We start from the raw sequence: 18,741 nt of genomic DNA, 5'->3' as shown, positions 1-18,741 counted from the left end.
CGATGGTGTACAGCCCTCCAGAGATCATGGAGTCATGGTAGATAAGCCTGGTGACGACTTCGTTACCGAAGCACAGGCACAATCCCACTCGCAACGCTGGTCTTTCCTCAATTACCCAATGAACCGCTTTCCCGGACGGTACCGACGTTTCGTCACATTCGCCCTTGCCCTGCTGGTTATTGCATGGATCGTCTGGATCCTCTTCTTTCACGTCGCCGAACACCTCGATACCGTCACAATCAGCCGGGGCAGCGTCGAATCGAATGTCACCGCACTCGGCACGCTCCAGCCCATAGTTACGTTGACATCGGCGCCCAGGCATCGGGGGAAATCGGGCATATCCGCGTACGGGCCGGAGACCGCGTTCAGCGAGGACAGCTACTGGTCGAGATCGACCCGAGTGTGCAACAGGCCAAGGTTGATGTAGACCAGTCGACGCTTGCGAGCCTGCATGCACAACTGCTCGGTTCGCGGGCCCAGCAACTGCTCGCCCAGCAGCAATATGACCGGCAGTGCCGCATGGCCTCGGAAGGCTCGACGCGCGACGAGGATCTCCAGATCGCCCTGGGCGCCCTGTCCTCTGCCAAGGCAACGACCGAGAACCTGCGTGCGCAGATTGCCGGTGCCCAGTCCAACCTGAAGGGAGACGAGGCCCAACTCGGTTACACCCGCATCTACGCGCCGATGAGCGGAACCGTCGTCACGCTCGACGCCCGCGAAGGTCAGACACTCAATGCCACGTACCAGACACCGAACATCCTGCGCATCGCTGACCTCTCCACGATGACTGTATGGACCCAGGTGTCGGAGGCCGACATCCTGCGCGTCAAGCCCGGCATGCCGGTCTACTTCACGACGCTCGGCTCGAGCGAGCGCCGCTGGAACGCCACCCTCCGCCAGATCCTGCCCGCGCCGCCCAATCCTTCGACCCCGCCCGACAGCAGCAGCCAGCAGTCCACCGCACAGGCGTCCGCACAGAGCACAGGCAAGGTCGTGCTCTATACGGTGCTGTTCGATGTGTCCAACGCAGATGGGCAGCTAATGCCGCAGATGAGCGCTCAGGTCTTCTTTGTCGCCGCCCGCGCAAACAACGTCGTCGTGGCACCCCTGTCGGCCATGGCAGCGGTCCAGGGAAAACCTGACGTCTACCTCGCGCGCGTCCAGCAGGGCAACCACACCGTCACCCGCGAAGTACGCATCGGCGTCCATGACCGGCTCAATGCGGAAATCCTGTCCGGTCTCGAGGCGGGCGACCGGCTGGTCACAGCCGTGACCCGTACCCGACTGTCGGACGGGAGATTTGAGTGGTAAGCCCGTCGTCCGGCGCGCGGGCCTCGAACCCGCCCGCCACCGCCCTGATCGAGCTGCGGGACATCCGCAAGTCCTATGGCGGCCACGTGCGCGGCCCCGACGGCAAACCCGTTCCGGCCGTCGACGTCCTGCGCGGCGTCAGCCTGTCCATCCACCCGGGCGAATTCGTCGCCATCGTCGGCGCATCGGGCTCGGGCAAGTTGACACTGATGAACATCCTCGGCTGCCTCGACCGCCCCACTGCCGGTCAGTACCGCTTCGCCGGACAGAACATCGCCGCATTCAATGCCGACGAGCTCGCCTGGCTGCGCCGGGAAGCATTCGGCTTCGTGTTCCAGGGCTACAACCTGATCGCGACGGAATCCGCGCGAGAGAATGTCAAGGTACCCGCGATCTACTCCGGCATCCCGGCGACCGAACGTCTGGCGCGCGCAACGGCGCTGCTGACGCGACTCGGCCTGGAGCAGCGTCTCGACCACCGGCCGAGTCAGCTATCGGGCGGGCAGCAGCGCGTGTCGATCAGCCGCGCATTGATGAACGGCGGACATATCGTGCTCGCCGACGAACCCACTGGCGCGCTCGACACCAAGAGCGGCGCGGAGGTCATGCATCTGCTCGAAGAACTGGCGGAAACGGGACACACCGTCATTCTCATCACCCACGACCGGGAAGTCGCAGCGCGCGCGCATCGCATCATCGAAATCCGCGACGGCGAAATTATTGCGGACTCGGGAAACAGCAGACCCCCGACTACGCATGCGCCGCTGGACGTCCAGGCGTTCATCGAGACGATGAGGGACAGCGCCGCCCATACGGCCTCGTTCATCGCGGACACCCGCGAAGCGTTGCGCGCCGCCTGGCGTGTCCTCTGGATCAACCGGTTCCGTACCCTGCTGACGCTGCTCGGCATCATCATCGGTGTCGCACCCGTGATCGTCATGCTCGCGATCGGCGCCGGCACGGAGCGCCAGATCATCGAGAAGATGGCCAGTTTCGGCACCAACCGGATGTATGTCATCCCCGGCGGCGACAGTCCGCGCGGGCCCGGCGGCACGCTCTCCGAGACCGATGCCGACATCGTGCGGGACGTCCCCAATATAAGTGCTGCCATGCCCTTCCTGCAGGGCAGTGTCACGGTGCGCTACAGCAACATCGACACGCAGGTCCCGGTCTGGGTCGTCACCGACCAGGCATCGACGATTCTGAACTGGAAGCCGGAGCGCGGGATCTTCTTCACCGCGAAGGACGAGCAGCAACTTGCAACCGTCATCCTGCTCGGCAAGCGTGTGAGAGAAAAACTCTTCGGCGACAGCAATCCGGTTGGACATTACGTACTCGTCAACAACGTCCCGTTCCAGGTCATCGGAGAACTCGAAGAAAAAGGCGCGACGTCCGGCGACGCCGATGACGACAACGTCGTCCTCATGCCCTTCTCGACGGGCAGCCGCCGGATCCTGGGCACCACCAACCTGTCGTGGATCTCGGTGCTCATCGACCGCCTCGATCTCGCCGACCAGACTGCCCGGCAGGTGACCGACACGCTGGAGGCCGCGCATCACGTCCGGGATTTCCAGGTCTACAATCGCGCAGCCTCCGTGAAGGCACAGACCGAAACCCAGAATACGCTGACGCTGATGCTCGGCCTCATTGCTGCCATCTCCCTGCTCGTCGGCGGCATTGGCGTCATGAACATCATGCTCATGACGGTCCGGGAACGGACACGCGAGATTGGTATCCGCATGGCCACCGGTGCCCGGCAGCGCGATATCCTGCGCCAGTTCCTGACCGAAGCCACGGTGGTGTCCGGCATAGGCGGCGTGGTGGGCGTCGCGTGCGGGCTGCTGGTCGGTACGATCCTGATTGTTGCGGGCGTGCCCGCCATCTTTTCCGTTCGCGCCATCATCGGGGCATTCGGGTGTGCCCTGCTGACCGGACTCGTATTCGGATTCATGCCGGCACGGCAAGCCGCACGCCTCGATCCGGTTGTCGCCCTGGCAAGTGAATAAACCCATGAAGAACTGGACCGCGGGATTCGCCCTCCTCGCCCTGACCGGCTGCAGCGTCACCGCTCCCGACAGCCACCCTGTTTCAATACCCTCGACCTGGCAGTACGCCGCCAGCGATCATCACGGAATACCCATCAACAAGGACTGGTGGACCGTGTTCGGCAGCACGGAACTCGATCATCTGATCCGCGACACGAACCACGACAGCTTCGACATTGCAGCAGCAGTCGCGCGAGTCAGACAGGCCCAGGCAACGGCACGCATCGCCGGAACACCGTTGCTGCCCACCGTTTCGGGCTTTGCCGACGCAAGCCGGCAGAGTGGACTGCTGGTCTCGGATACCGAACTCGAAGGCACAAGCTTCGACCTCGGCCTGGCGGCCAGCTATGAACTGGATTTCTGGGGACGAAACCGCGCGATACGCAACGCCGCAATCGACACGCTCCGCGCATCGCGCTTCGACCGGGATACCGTTGCCCTGACTGTCTCGGCCGACGTGACCAATACCTGGCTACAGACCGTTGCCCTACGCGAGAGAAGCGACGTTGCCCGGCAAAATCTGGAAACGGCCGGCGCTATACGCGATACCGTTGAATCCCAGTTCCGCGCAGGCGCTGCTACCCAGCTTGACGTGCACCAGCAGCGCGCCGCGGTCGCCGCCCAGCGCCGTGCAGTCGAATCACTCGCCCAGCAGACGAACGACAGCCTCGCCACGCTTGCCGTGCTGCTTGGCAAACCGGTGTCACAGCTACAGCTCACGACCCAGTCGCTCGCCGGGCTACACATGCCCGATGTTGATGCCGGGGTGCCGTCAGATGTACTGGTACAGCGACCGGACCTCGCCCGCGCCGAAGCACAACTCGCAGCAGCAGATGCCGACATCATCGCGGCCAGAGCCGCCATGCTTCCCAGCCTAACGCTGACCGCGACAGTAGGGTCGGGGGGGGGTGGCCAGATCCATACGCTTCTCGACAATTCGCTCTACAGCGTGGCCGCCGGCCTCACCGCACCCATATTCAATGCCGGGGCACTTGCGGCGGGACGTGACCTTGCCGTCGCACAGAAAGAAGAACTGCTCGCGACCTACCACGCCGCTATCATCACGGCCCTCGGGGATGTCGAACGTTCACTGAATGCGGTCCAGGGGCTGGATTCACAGTTCAAGACGAACGACGAAGAACTGGGGTAAGCCAGGCGCGCACTCCAGCTCGCACAGAGCCGCTACCGCGCCGGCGCAGAAATACTAACCGTTGTACTGCTCGCCCAGCAGACCCTGTTCAACGCCGAAGACACAAATGTCCAGCTACGCGTTGCGCGCCTGCAGGCCACCGTATCCCTTTGCCGCGCCCTCGGCGGGGCCTGGACCCGGCCCACCGATTCGATGCCGGGCTGAGCGCATCCGGCATCGCCGTCTACTTCTTGCCTGCCTTGATGCCCTGGGGCTTGGGTCTGCAGTTTGAACAATATCCGTGAAGCACGAGCTGATGGCCAGTCAGGACATAGTCCAGCGAATCGGCGATTGCCTTCTGGCGACCGTCCATCAGGGGATCGGAAAATTCGTCCACGCGACCGCAACAGAGACAGACGATATGGTCGTGCCGCTTGCCCTCATTCAGTTCATAGACCATCTTGCTCGAATCGAGCATGCTGGTCGTCAGAATTCCGGCATCCACGAGCTGCGCGAGCACACGATAGACCGTTGCAAGCCCGATCTCGACTTTCTGCTCCACCAGGTGCCGGAAGACCTCTTCGGCGCTGCAGTGCCGATAGCCGGTCGTACGGAAAAATTCGAGCACCTTCACGCGCGGTGTGGTGATGCGCAAACCCGCTCCCTGCAATTCTTCAGAAACCTGTGGCGACATGGAATAAGCGGTGTGGATTGCGAATGAAAAAGGACATGCAGGCAGAGCACGCGTGTCGACCTGTCGAAGGAGCAATTGCTGCCCCCTCCAGGACGGGCTGTTGCCTAGGACACGGCAGCAGACCAGACGATGAAGTTAAAGCGATCGATGCTAACGCATTAGCTATTGCTCCCCGATTAGTTATTTCTATTACGTTACATATGCCGGAACGGTAAAGAGAACAGGAACTACTATCATTTATTGCCCCGCAGCGATCCTCAATCAACACCCTGCTCGTGTTTCCGAGATGGGAGGGCGAATCAGGAATCGTTAGCGAAATTCCACTCGCACTGCACGGCCTCCCCGACACGGAGCCACTGTTCTTCACCGCCGAGCACAATTGCATTCTGCCCGAACGTCACGCCCCCACCGACCCGTGGGTCCGAGCGATATGCGGCCAGTGTGTCGAGTGGCTCATTGCCCCAGGCCGGATCGCGCATACCCGTCATCTGGTCAATCGTCGGAATCGGGCAGCGCGCACAGGGCTTGACCAGGCGGAGTATCACGCGGCTTTCCACTGCGCTGACCGTACCGATATAGTCCTCGTCATAGGGTTCGACACCGGAGAGCACGAGGTTCGGACGGAAACGCTCCATGGGGATCGCCGGTGCGCCCTTCGCCTGCATGCGATCATTGAGATCGTCCAGCGATTCCCTGACCGTCACGAGCAGGGGAAAACCGTCCGCAAACTGCGTGACGGACACATCGCCTCCTGTCCAGTCCCGGCTCACCTGCCGCCGCACAGCATCATCGAAACAGACCAGCCTCACGGGCGCGCCCAGGACTGAAGAAAACCAGCTCGCAGCAACGTCCCCTTCATCGAGAGCCGGCACGGTGTCTTTCCAGATCACGACACGGCAGACGCGACTCCCCGCCAGCCCCGGCGCCTGCATAACCAGATCCGGCATGCCAGGCGCAGAGACAGACAATATGTTTACCCTCAATCGAGGTTCGATCCGGGCCATCGACGGATATTCGCGCTGAGAAACAAAATGTCCAGCGCCGTCCACCAGCATCCAGTGCCGGTCCAGCAGCAGGCCCCAGCGTGTAATCTGCGCTCGCTCGAGGCGAATTCCGCGACATGACTTGATGGGGTAGATATGGAGTGCGTCGATAACTGGCATGCGTGACCGGGCGGCGAAATCTTCGCCGATTGTTGCCCGCCAGTTTCAGGATGACAAGCGATCGCGCTTCCCTTCCGTCAGCCTGCCGAATCGCGATAGAAACAGGATCGGGGCAAAAAAATGGCATGGCTCGCTTGACGTGACTTCTGCGCACATGTGCGAAAGGGGGTCTAAATCCTTCGCACATGCGGCACCACGGTGGCTGGCTAGCCCAACACCTCGTCAGAGGTGGTCCCCACAATACCCGTTACACCTGCAATTCGTTCACATTCAGCATCCTGCTGCCCGGTGCCTACAAAAACCCACTGGCGCCCGCGAGAACCCTGCACATGATGTCTGGTGGCTACGGACCGGCTGGACCGTAAGCGAGGCAGCCTGCATACCCTGGCACATCGTCCAGCCAGCAGCACGTCAATCCTTTAGCCTCCGCAAACTGCGACGCTTGCGCAACCACCCCGGGAGACGTCGTCTCCACACCATCCAGCAGATCAACCGTCAATGCCTGCAAGCCTTCCGTGATCCCGAGGCCTAGCGCCCTGAGCAGCGCCTCCTTGGCAGTCCAGCACCGGAAGAACAGCGCATGCTGCTGCCCGCCAGTCACCTCTTCGAGACTACAGCGTTCGTCATCCGTGCAGGCCAGCATTGCCAGCTCGCGCCAGTCAAGCGTTTCATCTACCTGCTCGATATCGACGCCCACGTTGCGTCGCCGCGATACTGCGATCAATGCGTGCGCACCTGCGTGCGACACATTGAATGACAGTCCGGCCGCCGTCGCTGCGTCCAGTTTCGGTTTGCCGCGCGCTGACAGGGCAAACCTCACTGTAACTGGATCGCTTCTCATGTAACCCGCCAGCAGTTCCCTCAACACGGAGCGCGTTTCTGCAAAACGGATCTGATCGGCGCGCAGGCGATAACGCATGGTCCTCGCCTGCTCATCGTCGTCAAGAAACGGAATGTCAGCAGGCGACCGGTCCAGTTCCAGCGCTATATGCCAGACATCGATATCGGCAGGCCAACGACCACGCCTCACAAGCTGCTTCGCCCGGGTGGCTGCCCCTGGTACGCCCCACCCGTTCACGATGCCCCGATATCCCATAAGACACGAGCATAGAGCAGTATCTGGCGAAATGCAAATAAATGAGAATCATTTGCAAATTATCAGATTTTTGATCATCATGTGCCTTCCACTTTCATCGGGACATGCCAATGGAAACCGGGGTGACACAGACCGAGACGACAGGCGCGGATGCCGCCAATACGGTATCGGCTGAACGCAAGGCCTTCTTCGACATCCTGCTCAGTCGCCAGTCGTACTGGCCGCTGACCGATCCGGGCCCCGGCGATGCCGAACTGGATCTCATCTTTGACGCTGCACTCCGCGCACCAGATCACGGCCGGCTGCGGCCCTGGCGCGTCGCGTTCGTGCGGAACGATGCACGCGCAGAACTGGCCGAGATCCTCATCGATATCGCCGCAGCACGCGAACTGGGCACACCGCGCTCGGCGCACGAACATCGACGAGAGAAGGCGTATGCTGCGCCGGTGATCATCGCCCTTGGGGTGTCCGTCGTAACAGGCGGCCCGATCCCGGAAAACGAGCAGTTGCTGTCGGCCGGTGCCGCTACGATGAACATGCTCAACGCCATCCATGCGCTCGGTTACGGCGGGTTCTGGGCCACCGGCATCGATACATACGACGCCGCACTACTGGCCGCTCTCGACTTCGAACCATCGGACAGGCTTATCGGGTTCCTGTTTGTCGGAACCCCAAAGTCACAGGAGCGCTCCGCGCTTCGTCCGCCGCGCGCGAACCATGTCCGCGAGTGGCTCGGTCGCTCATCAGTCTGAAGCGACCTGACTGGCTTGGCGCCGAGCCAACCACACGGGATGTCGGTACGCACCTGCCTTCACGATGTTTTCCGAGGAGACACCATGCATCCGTCCTCCAGGCTCGCCGGTCGAAGCGAGTCATTCGATGAACAGGCCCTCGAGCATCTCGATGGCGCCGAGTTCATGATACTCACCGCCCTGCGCGCCTGGCTGCGCCCGCGCTGCCAGGTACAACTCGCCGTCATGGACTGGAAAGAGATCCTGCACAAAGCAGGGTTGAAGGAAGACGGCATCGAACATTTCGATCTCGTCATGCGTACTCTGACGACTGTCACGACGCGGCCGCTCGACACCCGCTGCCGGTGTGCCACCGAACTCGCCGGGGACGAAGCCGGTCTGCTGCAGGCTATCGCCCTGCTGCAGCAGGGTCAGGGCTCACAGGCCATCAAACTGCTCGGTGAGCAGTTTCCAGCGCCTGCAGTCAGCGGGCTGCTCAAGCTCATCCGCTGGTTTGCCATCGACCTTCTCGACGTCGGACTCCATATTCGGATTCGGGAGCGCGCAATCAATTACATGCACTGAGAGTGCCGGATGGAAAAGAAGAAAATACACCGCGACGGGGCTGCCTCACACGTCTTGAAAGCGGGCGAGGCCACACCCCGCTTACCGTACACCTGGCCTTAATTTCGTCCCGTGGCGCATAGACGAAATGCATCACCAGCATAGCCGGTTACCCGCACCCGATGAACTCATGATTTGGCGCTTCCGCTCGGAATGGGATGCTATCAGTAAGAGCAAGTCCCCTCTGGATATCCGACATAACGAGCAAAAACGTGCAATGCACGGACCAAGTTCTGCGCTGGGAAAACGATACCTCGTCAGCCGCACCTTCCTGCGCAACACCTTGTCCCGCATACTCGACTGCCCGCCTATCGAGATCAAGTTAAGAGACAATGCCGAGGGAGAACTGCAACTGCTCACGCCATCATCTACGCCGGAACTCCCCATCCGGATCGCCTACGCAGGCATCTGGGTTCTGCTGGGAATCAGCCTGAGCAAACTGGGAGTCAGCACAGCCCTGCCGCATTTCCACCCCAGCCACTCCGAACCGACGGATGCCGCGCCATATCAGGCTGACGCAACACAGACCTCTCCCGCATTCGATCATTTAGAAGAAGTTCGCAATCGAACCTTACGGGAAAGCGTCATTCAGCTTATCGGGGACGAATCCGCAAATCGGTACCCAACACTCATTTCGCAGAATGGCGCCGCGTTAACGGCTGAAGCCAACGACGGCAAATATATCCACATCGTGGACCTGCCCATGCCTGGCCAGATCTGTGCCGCCATCGCCACGTATAAGCCGCTGTCGACCATTCAGGCGTTCGGATGGCGTGGGCAATGACAATCATCTACGAAACTGTTGCATTCCCAAGACAACGAATTATAGTGATAAATAGATCGTTGCCCTTACTGGTTTATTTACATGCTGGACAGGGCACTTTATCTTGCGATTCCGCCTGCAGGAGAACGTCCCATGGGTATCCTGAAACTCGCGATCATCATTGCCACCGTGATCGGTGCGGCGAAGGGAATCCAGCTGTTTAATCGCCACTGCCGGCGCCGCTTCGGCCATACCTTTTTCACGATGCGCAGCTTCTGGATCGCCGCCATGGGTATCAACCTCGTCTGGTGGGGTATTTATTTCTGGGCCAATGCCACGCTTCACCACACGCATCTGTCCGACGGGCTGATTCTCATGGGACTGGGTGTGGCTACAGCGGCATGGCTGGTCTACGAAAACGTCCGGGACACGGATCTCGTCCACGGTATCGGCGGCACCTCGCTCCAGCTCGCCCTGTTTTTCCCGCTGGCCCTGTGCAGCTTTCCCCTGCTGATCATCGTGATGGTTTTCATGGTCGTCGCATCGTTCAAGGCCGGCCCGGCCTTATTCGCCGATCGCTGAATGCCACTGGCACATGGACTGGCGCGCATTATCATGCCGGCTCAGGGCAGGGGTCGCAGTTGAATCCCTGCCCCACGCACCAGAATTCATGGTGTATGAGCACCCGGAAGAATGTGCCGTCAAGCATCCAGTGTCCGGGCAGATACCTGAGCCCGCGGTAATTTAAAGGGTTTGACTCAGGAAACCCAAAACAACAGGCCAAGGAACCGACCAGTGTGTCGGTTTTTTGGTCGCGGTAGGGACGATGGTTACCCATCGCCCCTACCGCGACCGGTCAATCCACGATCAAAGCGCAGAAATTGAATGTAGGCTCCCAGTTCGTCGGCAAGAGAATCAACGTTCATTGATATAGGTGACGTCGGGAACTTAGTTCGCGTGCGCAAGATACCTGAACTGACGCGTCAAAGCGTACCGTACGAATGACCGCCTGTACGGCACAGGCATAACGAGAACACCTTGATGTCCTGGTCGTCGAAAACAGTTATCACGAGCTTCTCGGACCGAATCCATCGCGCAAACGCGGCAATCACTCGCCGTTCTTACGAAGCGTGGACGGGAGCGTAGTCAACTGAACGAAGATAATTGAGATAGCGTTCAACAAGTTCGTCAAACGTATAGGCGGCGCGCCGGATTGCTCACGAGGAGAAATGACCACGAGAAAGGAAAACCCCGCCCGATTGAGTGTGGCGGGCACCGCAATACATTCCAATTCAGTGGATTAAATTTGAAGTGCCGATGCCGGCAGAAACTGCAATAAGTCAAAGTGCCGTTGGCGTTGTCGCCGATCCAATTTATGGATGACTGGATCGGCACACAGAAAGGCGGATCAGGCAGCAAGTAACTGAACCCATGGGCACCGAAGGACGAATAGACCCTCACACAAGTGCATGACCGACTTTTGCGGTTGTCTAATGACAAACACTTCTAATTCGATCCAACGCGCATATCAATCGAGACACCGTTTTGCGATTTCAATACTCGCCGCGGCTTCGTTTACGCATAACTTTTAGAACGGAGCTGGCATCAACATGTCGCGACCCACATCAGCCACGGACTTACGTCCGCAAAGCGCTAAAGTCAAATCCATCTCCTTCTGCAAGATCTCTAGCGTGCGCATGACGCCCTGCGCACCCATCGCGCCCAAGCCGTAAAGAAAGGGCCGGCCGATCAGCACGCCGTCGGCACCGACGCACAGCGCCTTCAACACGTCCTGTCCAGAGCGGACACCACCGTCAAGGAATATCTCCGTCCGATCGCCCAGCGCTCGCGCCACCTCTGAGACCACAGAGATGGTAGAGGGCGCGCAATCTAGTTGACGGCCACCATGATTTGACACAATTACAGCATCCACGCCGACCTGCGCAGCGATGTATGCGTCTTCCGGGTCCAGAATACCCTTGATGATCAGCTTGCCGCTCCAACGGTCGCGAAGCCATCGGATCGAATCCCAGCTTAAGGTTGGATCGAGCTGTTGAGCCGTCCAAGCCGAAAGATCAGCCAAATCATTTACGCCGGATACATGCCCCGCGATGTTGCCAAACGTGCGGCGCTTCGTTCGCAACATCCCGAGGCACCAGCGAGGACGTGCTGCCAGTTACATCAAACTATTTAAGGCAGGTCGTGGCTGATCGCGGCGAGCATTTGCGTGCGGCTTTGCATCGAACGTGTGATGCGCTCCTGCATCAGATTGAATGCGGGCGCGGCGCGACGGATCTCGAGCGGGCCCCTGGGTCAGGGTTCAGTGCAAACCAACAAACAAAAATCAGATTTGCAAAAATGGGAGAGACTTTAGATGAGTTGTGTGAGCGTTTGGTCATCTGCAATTTGGACCGCGGACTGGTGGCAAACGCTCGACAAGCGAGTACACGAATCCGCCCGAGGCGGCGTTAATTCGCAGCGCACGGTCTGGGAGCTCTCGCCGCGCCTACCCTCTAATGCGATTGTCACAAAAAATAGAGCCAGGACCGCTATAGGGTGAGAGGCGCCACGAACGGAGTAGGCAGCACGCGACCACCCGGATGGCGGCACACTTCCCGTTCGAGTTCGATACGTTGCATTCGCCAGTCAAACGTCTATATTTGACAGATGAAAGTTCGCTTCTGTCTGAGCCCCGTGTTCCGACTGGAGCGGATCGCGTGGGATTCCGTGCCCCAAAGGAGCCGATGATGGGTTGGTTCAAACTCGCGCTGATCTTAGCTGTCGTCGTCGCTGTTGCGAAGGGGATCCAACTGTTCAACCGCCACTGCCTGCGCCGATTTGGCCACACCTTTTTCACGATGCGTGGCTTCTGGCTCACTGCCATCGCTGTCAACCTCATTTGGTGGGGTCTGTACTTCTGGGCGAAGGCGATCCAGCAACATACTCCCACGTCCGATGGGCTGATTCTCATCGCGCTGGGTCTCGCTCCAACAGCGTGGCTGCTCTATGAAAACATCCGCGACACGGATCTACTGCATGGCATCGGGGGATCATCCCTTCAGCTTGCGCTGTTCTTTCCGTTGGCCGTAGCCAGCTTCCCCCTTCTTCTAGTCGCAATGGTCGTCATCGTCGTTGCCTCGTACAAGGGTGGCCCCGCCCTGTTCATCGATCGTTGAAGCCCAAACATCTGCGCATTGCCGGCCCGAAGCCGAGCCGAGAGACGGGAGACGTTCTAGTGGATACCAGTGCCTGCGTCAGAGCAACCCCACAGGATCCTTCGCTCTTTCCCAGCTATAAATGATCTGTTCGGCGCGCATAACTGTGCTGGTCGGACCGCCAACTGTGTACGGCGGTTCAACTCACTCTCTGTCAAACCCTGAGAACAGATCCTGAAATGCCGCATGATCATTGAGCGTAAGGATCGCGCGCCCCTGTAGCCCCCTCAGCGCCGCTGCCATGCGTTCATACTGTCCGAATTCGAACGGCACGCCGTAGCCCTCTGTCTCGTAGTACGGGGGATCGAGGTAGAAGAACGTGTGAGGCCGGTCATACCGGGCCATGCATGTCTGCCAGTCGAGTTTCTCAATGTACGCGCCCGACAGTCGAAGATGTGCCGCGGACAGCGTCTCCTCGATACGTAAAAGATTGAGCCCAGGCGGCGAGGTCGTCGCCGTGCCGAAGGTGCGCCCTTCCACACGGCCACCGAAGCAGTTCTGCTGCAGGTAATAAAACCGCGCGGCCCGCTGGATGTCAGTGAGCGTGTGTGGAGGCGTCTCGCTCAGCCACCGGAAAACCTCGCGGCTACTCAAAGCCCACTTGAATTGCCTCACGAACTCTTCGAGGTGGTGCTGCACCACGCGATACAAGTTGATGAGCTCGTCGTTCACATCGTTCAACACTTCGACCTCAGCCGGCGGCCGCATGAAGAAGAGTGCCGCTGCACCCGCAAACACCTCAACGTAACAGCTGTGCGAAGGAAAGCGCGGAATGAGCACGTCCGCGAGCCGCCGCTTGCCACCTATCCACGGAATGATCGGCATCGCCATACCTGCCTCCTCTGCTCAACGTTCCACTCCGACGTCTGGATCCTCCGGAAACAGATCCGGTTGCGCTTCACCACGACGTGCGTGACGCAAATCGTGGGCGTGAACGGGTTTGCGATCGCGTTGCCGTACATCCCGATCACTGCGCTCCATCTCTGGCCTGTCGTGCTGAACCGGCATCATCCTCACGAAGTCGGTGATCACCGCCGCCAGTCTGCGATCGTCCGCGGTCTGCGAGCCCTCCATGGCATGCAACACGCCCCGCCATGCTTCAAGCGGCGCGGCATGCGCGGCCCACAAGGTGCGACGAGTCGGCTCGTCCAACTCCGATCGCCAGTAACGCGGCATTTCACCCCGGGTCGTCATATGCACGACGGCCTGTTTCGGATAACGTCGTGTCTCGCCCCTCGCGAGTCGGCGCGTCGCATTGGCGTCAACACCGTGCTCACGCAACTGGGCCGCGAACCGCTCACGCCAGCGCTGCAGGTCCTGTTTGCGCGGATTGAGCCGCTTTCCGTCCGGTCCACGTACCTGAATGCTCAGATGCACATGGGGATGCGCCTCGTCATCGTGCGCGGCAAAGACGTACCGTCTGCCGTCGCCGAATTCCTCCGCCGCGAACGCGCGCGCAGCGTTGCGCACCGCCTGCCGGTCTGTGCCCGGCGGCATCGAGAGCAGCACGTTGAACACTTCCCGCCTTCGGCTTTCTTCCGCGATACCCCAGCCACCGAGGTGCCACGCATTCGTCAGATCGTGCAGTGCCTCGCGGCCGAGCATGGCCATCCCGTCCTGATCCTCGAGTTCGACCCGTCCGTTACGCGAGATGTAGCGCAGATGACGGCGCACCGCGCCCATGCCCTGCGCGCCAGACGCCTTGTTCGTGATCTTGACCATCACCTCGGGGGTGCGCCTGAGCGTGCGGGCAAGCTGCTCGCGCATGCGTCGTACATCGCGTCGGAGCTCGCCGCGTGACATGCGCGGCGCACGCACGTGCCGCAGCGGATCGTGGAAAAGCCGGTCTCCCCAGTTCAGCAGCATCTGGTCGACGTATGTCTTCGGGAACGGCATGCTAGCGGCTCCAGCGATCGAGATTGGCGCGCAGCACCTGCGTCACTGTGCGCAGGTGCGTATCAATCACGGCACGCGTGTCCTCGAGCACACGCGCCGCGTTGCACGCACCACGATGCGCCTTCAACCGACCGAGCAAGGTCACGATCATGGCCAGATGCTGGTTCGAGTCTGCAAGCAGTCGCATCTCGCGCTCGCCCAGTTGCGGCTCATGCACGAGCTGCGCGCGGATCACCGTGACCATCCAGCGATTGACATTCAGCCCACTGGAGAACGCACACCGGCTGGCTGCTTCGAGTTCCTCCTGCGTGAGACGGATTTCGACGCGTTCTCGATGCCCGTCGACCGGAATGCGGTGATATTTACGCCCAGGTAACCCGTCTGACGGCTCGTCCCGACTCAACACACCGTGGACCAGTTGCCGGACCCCATCGGCCGCCGTTACGCCGTGAAGGGCACACCACGCCTCCCAGCGTGACTTCGCCGGCCCGAGATCCACACACAGTCGCGCACGCGAGGCCATGTCTGTGCTCCTACAGGGACGGAGGCGCCGGTTCTGTTGGCCCACGTTCTACCTCACGGGTCGGGGCGCGCTCCGTAGCCGTGCGGGTCCGGCGACTGCGTGCAGAGGGCGCCTCGGGATCAAACACGCGCGGTCGCGGAACCGCAACGCCCTCCGCCACGAACGCGGCAAGCAGCCGTTGCGCGTGCTGCTGCACGCGTGCGATGGATCGCTCGCTGAAACCCTGCTGCCGCATCGCGGCGGTCAGCACCGCCATCTGCACGGCACGCTCCTCGCTCGACACGACGGAAGACTCGCGCCGACGGGCGGCCTGCGCCTGCTCCGGCGCTGCGGTTTCACTTCTTCCGGCGTCGCCCTGTCTCTCTGTCGCGCCGGGGCGCGACTGCGCCCGCTCCCGCCCTATCACATCAGCCTGCCAGGTATTGCGATAGACCTCCTTCTCTTCTTCGCCGATCACATTTCCCGTCGCGTCGAGAACCGGAACCGTCACTGTCACGAGACGGCGGCCAAGGTTTTCGAGCATGACCTGCTGTCCGGCAAGCGCGCCGGACTCCGCCACGGCCCGTTCCAGGTCCACACCCCACACGACATGGTCCGCGCCACCCGTATCGCGATAGACAACGTAATACGAGTCGCTGCGCGCCGGATTGTGCTGAAAGGGCGCGCCGCCGTGCTCGACCAGTTCGCCCATGTAACGCTGTCGCTCCTGCCCCTCGGGCTCGGACACGCGTGGTCCCGTTTCGGAAGCTGGAGCGGTTCGGGGCGGCGCCGCCGGCGCCGGTGGTGGAGTCGATGCACGAGCCTCTGGCGCCCGGGAAGCATCGCGCCTCGCGGGTTGCGCCGTCTGCGAAACGGTCGGGCCAGGCGCCGCCTCGAGCGCCTCTGGTCGATTCGCAGGCACCTGCGCGGCCGCGGTCGTTTCCATCACGTCAATGCGATTGGTCATTCGGTCACGGCGGCCTTCGGCCAGACGCGCGAAGTCGACTGCCTTCGGCGCGTACCCGCTCACCTCGATGCCGAGCAGCGTTGCCTGAACCCACACCTCGCGGCGGAACTGCTCGTGGCCTGACACCCGGATGCGCCCCCACGCCTTCGCACGGGCCATGTCCACCATCGACTCAACGACATCGGGGCGGTTGTGTTCCGTCACGAGGCACGGACCAATATCCTCGAACGCGAGCTGATGCGGCGCGTCTTTCAGAAAATACTGGTTGCCAGCCCGCAGGTAGCGCTTGCGCACCGTCTCCGGCGGACTGCCAAGCGGTGCCCAGCGCGCGGCCGATGCATCTTCGGCGCCACGGGGCGCCGCCGGAGACGCGGGTTGCTGTGCAGCGGCCTGCGGCGGGGCATCCGCCTCGATGGCCTGATCGCGCAGCCGCGCCCGCACTGCGTCGAACTCGCGGCGTCGGCGTGCCACCATTGCGTCGGCCGCGGTCCGATCGAAGCGCTGCGCGCCTGCGGCGCCGCCCTGCGGATCCGGGACGGGCGGCGGGTCCGGCTCGATCACATTGATGACCGGTTCGTCCGCATGCGGGCCGGAAGAAGTTGCGGTTTCATCCATAATGAATCTTCCTCTGATCACTGCACTGGCGGGAGCGTCGCACGCTCAGCGTTGCTGTCCCTGTCCCTGCTCGCGGCCGGCACGCTCCTTCGACTGCGCGAGTGCCGCCGCCCGTGCCTCCCTCACCCGGGTCCACGACGTGGCCTGCAGCTGGTCGAGCGTCGCGTCGAGGTCGTTACCGAAACCCGCCTCGCGGGCTGACTTCTTCAGCGAGGCAACCGTGCGCTCGAGCAGGTCGCGCGCACGGTCCCACGGATACACCTTCCCGTGGGTGCCGTCGTACCCGACCTGCACCTCCGCCCCATTGAGGCGCTGGTTCTCGTCCATCCACCGCAGCCGGTCCGAGACGAACTCCACGTTCGCCTTCGCGTGGAATACAACGCTGCGCGTGGACACCTCCTGGATCATGTAGTGCTCGGTGTTGAACACCTCACCGCGGTACGGACCGCCGTTCTCGCGGGGCGTCGCCATACGGATCTGCGCGCCGAAGCGGTGTTGCGCAAGCGCTTTGATCTCCCCCGGTACCTCCTCGAGTCCGTACAGCGGTTCGCCCACCTGACGCCGTGCCGAAGCACCCACCGCACGCGCGGGTGGTGGTTCAGCCCTCGGCGCATCGGCTTCATGCCGATCCGGGTCCGGAGGTTGGGACAATGCTTGCCCGGCTGCGGGTGCCAGGGTTTCGTGCGGTGTTGGTTCCGACGGTGTTGGTTCCGACGGTGCTGGTTCCGGTGTGTCCTGACTGCTGGCCCCGCGCCGCGACGTACGGCGCCGCCCCGACACCTCTCCATCACCCACGAGTTTCTCTTTCACGTTACCCATTGCATTACCCTCCTTCAGTGCGTCGCCCGATCCGTCTGCAGCTACTGCCTCTCCCGTCTCTTCCCCGCCCATCGCATCCCGCGCCGGCGCGACATAAAGCGACTCCCGTAAAAGCTCACCAACGACACCGAACCCTGACAGCACTGCCATGTCGTCGAAGTCAGTCGGGACTTCGCCGGCAATGCGCGCCTCCGGTGCAAAGTGCGGTTCGGCCAGCAGTGAAGACGTGCCGAGCGTGGCCTGCTTCGCATGTTCATACCCGGCACCGAGATCGGCGAGCACGAGCATCTCCGCGTCCGGATAACGGCCGCGCCACATCGCCGCCACCGGCCGCAGGTTGCCGCTCGACAGTGCGGCGACGCTGAACCAGCCGGTCGCCTGCCACGCTGCCAGGGCTGTTGCCACGCCTTCGGCGATCAGGATGGGCGTCACTACGCCATCACGGAACCGGTCGGGTTCCACCACCCAGTAGCCACCCGACTTCGCGCCACCCGCGAGAGCTGACTTGCGCCCTTCGGCATCGATCAGTTCCAGTGTCGAGAGCGTGTCGCCGATGCGGACCGGCACCACCAGAACGCGGCCCGTGAGTAGCTCTTCGGCACTGCGCGGCGCGTATCCGAGCAGCGCATGCAGCTCCTCTGCCTCCAGTTCGCGTAGTGTGGGAACTGACCGGACCTGCTTGCGTTCGAGATACGGATGCCCGGGGCCCACCGGTCGCGCCCACTTCCAGATTGCCAGCGCCTCCCGCGCGACCGCAGTCTGTCGCGCGCGCACACGAGCCGCGACACCGCCGGCCTGCTGCGCCCGGTCCATGGACGGACGGGCCGACGACATGCGCAACCTCTCCGCAGGGTCCATCGCTGCACGCGAGCCCCTGACGTCGAAACCGTGCTGCTGCGCGAGCCAGAAGAGAGAGGCGAGCGTCTTCCCGCCTGACTCACCGGCCGAGCGCCAGGTTACCCGTGCCGCACGCTCGCTGTAGTTGTGGGCGGTACGGCTCCACTCGTCCCATATGTCGAAGCCGGCCTCGCCGAATCCCTGCTTGAGCGCAAAAGCCATATCGACCCACGTCGTGTAATCTTCGGCAGGGATCATGGCCAGCGCCGCACGCGCACGCTCTTCTTCGCTCAGGTACCGCGTATTCATCGGCGTTCTCCGTGCAGCGGCACGA

The 18,741-nt window shown here is 61.8% G+C and carries 15 protein-coding genes and 3 pseudogenes; 9 read left to right on the top strand and 9 right to left on the bottom strand.

Translation table 11 applies throughout. From position 1 onward, the window contains the following. Positions 1 to 34: 34 nt before the first annotated feature. The 4 genes and pseudogenes from AWB64_RS32355 to AWB64_RS23525 all read left to right on the top strand — a co-directional run bounded on the left by AWB64_RS32355 (position 35) and on the right by AWB64_RS23525 (position 4,710). A complete protein-coding gene (locus AWB64_RS32355) occupies positions 35 to 427 on the top strand; it encodes an Asp23/Gls24 family envelope stress response protein (RefSeq protein ID WP_244164182.1) in 393 nt (130 codons plus the stop codon). Further along, positions 331 to 1,311: an efflux RND transporter periplasmic adaptor subunit gene (locus tag AWB64_RS23535; protein ID WP_244164181.1), complete on the top strand. Its 981-nt coding sequence runs from the start codon at positions 331 to 333 to the stop codon at positions 1,309 to 1,311. Before AWB64_RS32355 ends, AWB64_RS23535 begins: the two co-directional genes overlap by 97 nt. After that, the gene (locus AWB64_RS23530; RefSeq protein ID WP_099050593.1) at positions 1,305 to 3,317 is read left to right on the top strand and encodes a MacB family efflux pump subunit; all 2,013 of its coding nucleotides are present in this window, start codon (positions 1,305 to 1,307) and stop codon (positions 3,315 to 3,317) included. Before AWB64_RS23535 ends, AWB64_RS23530 begins: the two co-directional genes overlap by 7 nt. A gap of 4 nt (positions 3,318 to 3,321) precedes the next feature. Then, positions 3,322 to 4,710 (top strand): annotated as a pseudogene (locus AWB64_RS23525) (efflux transporter outer membrane subunit). A 19-nt stretch (positions 4,711 to 4,729) separates the two neighbouring features. Here the strand turns inward: AWB64_RS23525 and AWB64_RS23520 are convergent. The 3 genes from AWB64_RS23520 to AWB64_RS23510 all read right to left on the bottom strand — a co-directional run bounded on the left by AWB64_RS23520 (position 4,730) and on the right by AWB64_RS23510 (position 7,372). Next, positions 4,730 to 5,179 (bottom strand): Fur family transcriptional regulator, encoded by a 450-nt coding sequence (locus AWB64_RS23520; protein WP_060857854.1) that lies wholly within the window; start codon positions 5,177 to 5,179, stop codon positions 4,730 to 4,732. A 299-nt stretch (positions 5,180 to 5,478) separates the two neighbouring features. Further along, positions 5,479 to 6,342 (bottom strand): MOSC domain-containing protein, encoded by an 864-nt coding sequence (locus tag AWB64_RS23515; RefSeq protein ID WP_060857853.1) that lies wholly within the window; start codon positions 6,340 to 6,342, stop codon positions 5,479 to 5,481. Positions 6,343 to 6,685: 343 nt separating this feature from the next. Beyond that, on the bottom strand, positions 6,686 to 7,372 hold the full coding sequence (locus AWB64_RS23510; protein ID WP_157766688.1) for a 4'-phosphopantetheinyl transferase family protein: 687 nt from the start codon (positions 7,370 to 7,372) through the stop codon (positions 6,686 to 6,688). Positions 7,373 to 7,548: 176 nt separating this feature from the next. Here AWB64_RS23510 and AWB64_RS23505 point away from each other — a divergent pair, with 176 nt between their 5' ends. From AWB64_RS23505 to AWB64_RS23490, 4 genes are all read left to right on the top strand, one after another. Continuing rightward, the gene (locus tag AWB64_RS23505) at positions 7,549 to 8,190 is read left to right on the top strand and encodes a nitroreductase family protein (protein ID WP_060857851.1); all 642 of its coding nucleotides are present in this window, start codon (positions 7,549 to 7,551) and stop codon (positions 8,188 to 8,190) included. 84 nt (positions 8,191 to 8,274) lie between these two features. Then, a complete protein-coding gene (locus AWB64_RS23500; RefSeq protein ID WP_060857850.1) occupies positions 8,275 to 8,754 on the top strand; it encodes a hypothetical protein in 480 nt (159 codons plus the stop codon). Positions 8,755 to 8,923: 169 nt separating this feature from the next. Next, on the top strand, positions 8,924 to 9,577 hold the full coding sequence (locus AWB64_RS23495) for a hypothetical protein (RefSeq protein WP_060857849.1): 654 nt from the start codon (positions 8,924 to 8,926) through the stop codon (positions 9,575 to 9,577). 132 nt (positions 9,578 to 9,709) lie between these two features. Further along, positions 9,710 to 10,138, top strand: coding sequence for a hypothetical protein (locus tag AWB64_RS23490; protein ID WP_060857848.1), 429 nt, complete (start codon positions 9,710 to 9,712; stop codon positions 10,136 to 10,138). Positions 10,139 to 11,144: 1,006 nt separating this feature from the next. Here the strand turns inward: AWB64_RS23490 and AWB64_RS23485 are convergent. Further along, positions 11,145 to 11,762: pseudogene (locus AWB64_RS23485) on the bottom strand (alpha-hydroxy acid oxidase); the annotation flags it as partial. A gap of 538 nt (positions 11,763 to 12,300) precedes the next feature. Here AWB64_RS23485 and AWB64_RS23480 point away from each other — a divergent pair. Next, positions 12,301 to 12,732, top strand: coding sequence for a hypothetical protein (locus tag AWB64_RS23480; protein WP_341845247.1), 432 nt, complete (start codon positions 12,301 to 12,303; stop codon positions 12,730 to 12,732). A 78-nt stretch (positions 12,733 to 12,810) separates the two neighbouring features. On the opposite strand, the pseudogene AWB64_RS23475 reads toward AWB64_RS23480, so the two are convergent. The 5 genes and pseudogenes from AWB64_RS23475 to AWB64_RS23455 all read right to left on the bottom strand — a co-directional run bounded on the left by AWB64_RS23475 (position 12,811) and on the right by AWB64_RS23455 (position 18,716). Continuing rightward, positions 12,811 to 13,602: pseudogene (locus AWB64_RS23475) on the bottom strand (DNA adenine methylase). Between the two features lie 15 nt (positions 13,603 to 13,617). Beyond that, positions 13,618 to 14,667 carry a relaxase/mobilization nuclease domain-containing protein gene (locus AWB64_RS23470; RefSeq protein ID WP_060857845.1) on the bottom strand — a complete coding sequence of 350 codons (1,050 nt, stop codon included), beginning with the start codon at positions 14,665 to 14,667 and terminating at the stop codon, positions 13,618 to 13,620. A 1-nt stretch (position 14,668) separates the two neighbouring features. Further along, positions 14,669 to 15,190 carry a hypothetical protein gene (locus AWB64_RS23465; protein ID WP_060857844.1) on the bottom strand — a complete coding sequence of 174 codons (522 nt, stop codon included), beginning with the start codon at positions 15,188 to 15,190 and terminating at the stop codon, positions 14,669 to 14,671. Between the two features lie 10 nt (positions 15,191 to 15,200). Continuing rightward, positions 15,201 to 16,751: an LPD7 domain-containing protein gene (locus AWB64_RS23460; protein WP_060857843.1), complete on the bottom strand. Its 1,551-nt coding sequence runs from the start codon at positions 16,749 to 16,751 to the stop codon at positions 15,201 to 15,203. 45 nt (positions 16,752 to 16,796) lie between these two features. Then, positions 16,797 to 18,716, bottom strand: a complete 1,920-nt coding sequence (locus AWB64_RS23455; protein WP_060857842.1) for a PriCT-2 domain-containing protein — start codon at positions 18,714 to 18,716, stop codon at positions 16,797 to 16,799. Positions 18,717 to 18,741 lie beyond the last annotated feature (25 nt).

This window comes from Caballeronia sordidicola (assembly GCF_001544455.2).
GTDB lineage: Bacteria > Pseudomonadota > Gammaproteobacteria > Burkholderiales > Burkholderiaceae > Caballeronia > Caballeronia sordidicola.
The sequence above is the reverse complement of the archived record's forward strand: the minus strand, read 5'-3'. Positions and strand labels throughout refer to the sequence as shown.

What these genes read in the sequence shown, in the direction of transcription:
- AWB64_RS32355 (WP_244164182.1), top strand. Translation starts at nt 35, where the DNA reads ATGGTAGATAAGCCTGGTGACGACTTCGTTACCGAAGCACAGGCACAA.
- AWB64_RS23520 (WP_060857854.1), bottom strand. Translation starts at nt 5,179, where the DNA reads ATGTCGCCACAGGTTTCTGAAGAATTGCAGGGAGCGGGTTTGCGCATC.
- AWB64_RS23515 (WP_060857853.1), bottom strand. Translation starts at nt 6,342, where the DNA reads ATGCCAGTTATCGACGCACTCCATATCTACCCCATCAAGTCATGTCGC.
- AWB64_RS23505 (WP_060857851.1), top strand. Translation starts at nt 7,549, where the DNA reads ATGGAAACCGGGGTGACACAGACCGAGACGACAGGCGCGGATGCCGCC.
- AWB64_RS23500 (WP_060857850.1), top strand. Translation starts at nt 8,275, where the DNA reads ATGCATCCGTCCTCCAGGCTCGCCGGTCGAAGCGAGTCATTCGATGAA.
- AWB64_RS23495 (WP_060857849.1), top strand. Translation starts at nt 8,924, where the DNA reads ATGATTTGGCGCTTCCGCTCGGAATGGGATGCTATCAGTAAGAGCAAG.
- AWB64_RS23490 (WP_060857848.1), top strand. Translation starts at nt 9,710, where the DNA reads ATGGGTATCCTGAAACTCGCGATCATCATTGCCACCGTGATCGGTGCG.
- AWB64_RS23480 (WP_341845247.1), top strand. Translation starts at nt 12,301, where the DNA reads ATGATGGGTTGGTTCAAACTCGCGCTGATCTTAGCTGTCGTCGTCGCT.
- AWB64_RS23470 (WP_060857845.1), bottom strand. Translation starts at nt 14,667, where the DNA reads ATGCCGTTCCCGAAGACATACGTCGACCAGATGCTGCTGAACTGGGGA.
- AWB64_RS23465 (WP_060857844.1), bottom strand. Translation starts at nt 15,190, where the DNA reads ATGGCCTCGCGTGCGCGACTGTGTGTGGATCTCGGGCCGGCGAAGTCA.
- AWB64_RS23460 (WP_060857843.1), bottom strand. Translation starts at nt 16,751, where the DNA reads ATGGATGAAACCGCAACTTCTTCCGGCCCGCATGCGGACGAACCGGTC.
- AWB64_RS23455 (WP_060857842.1), bottom strand. Translation starts at nt 18,716, where the DNA reads ATGAATACGCGGTACCTGAGCGAAGAAGAGCGTGCGCGTGCGGCGCTG.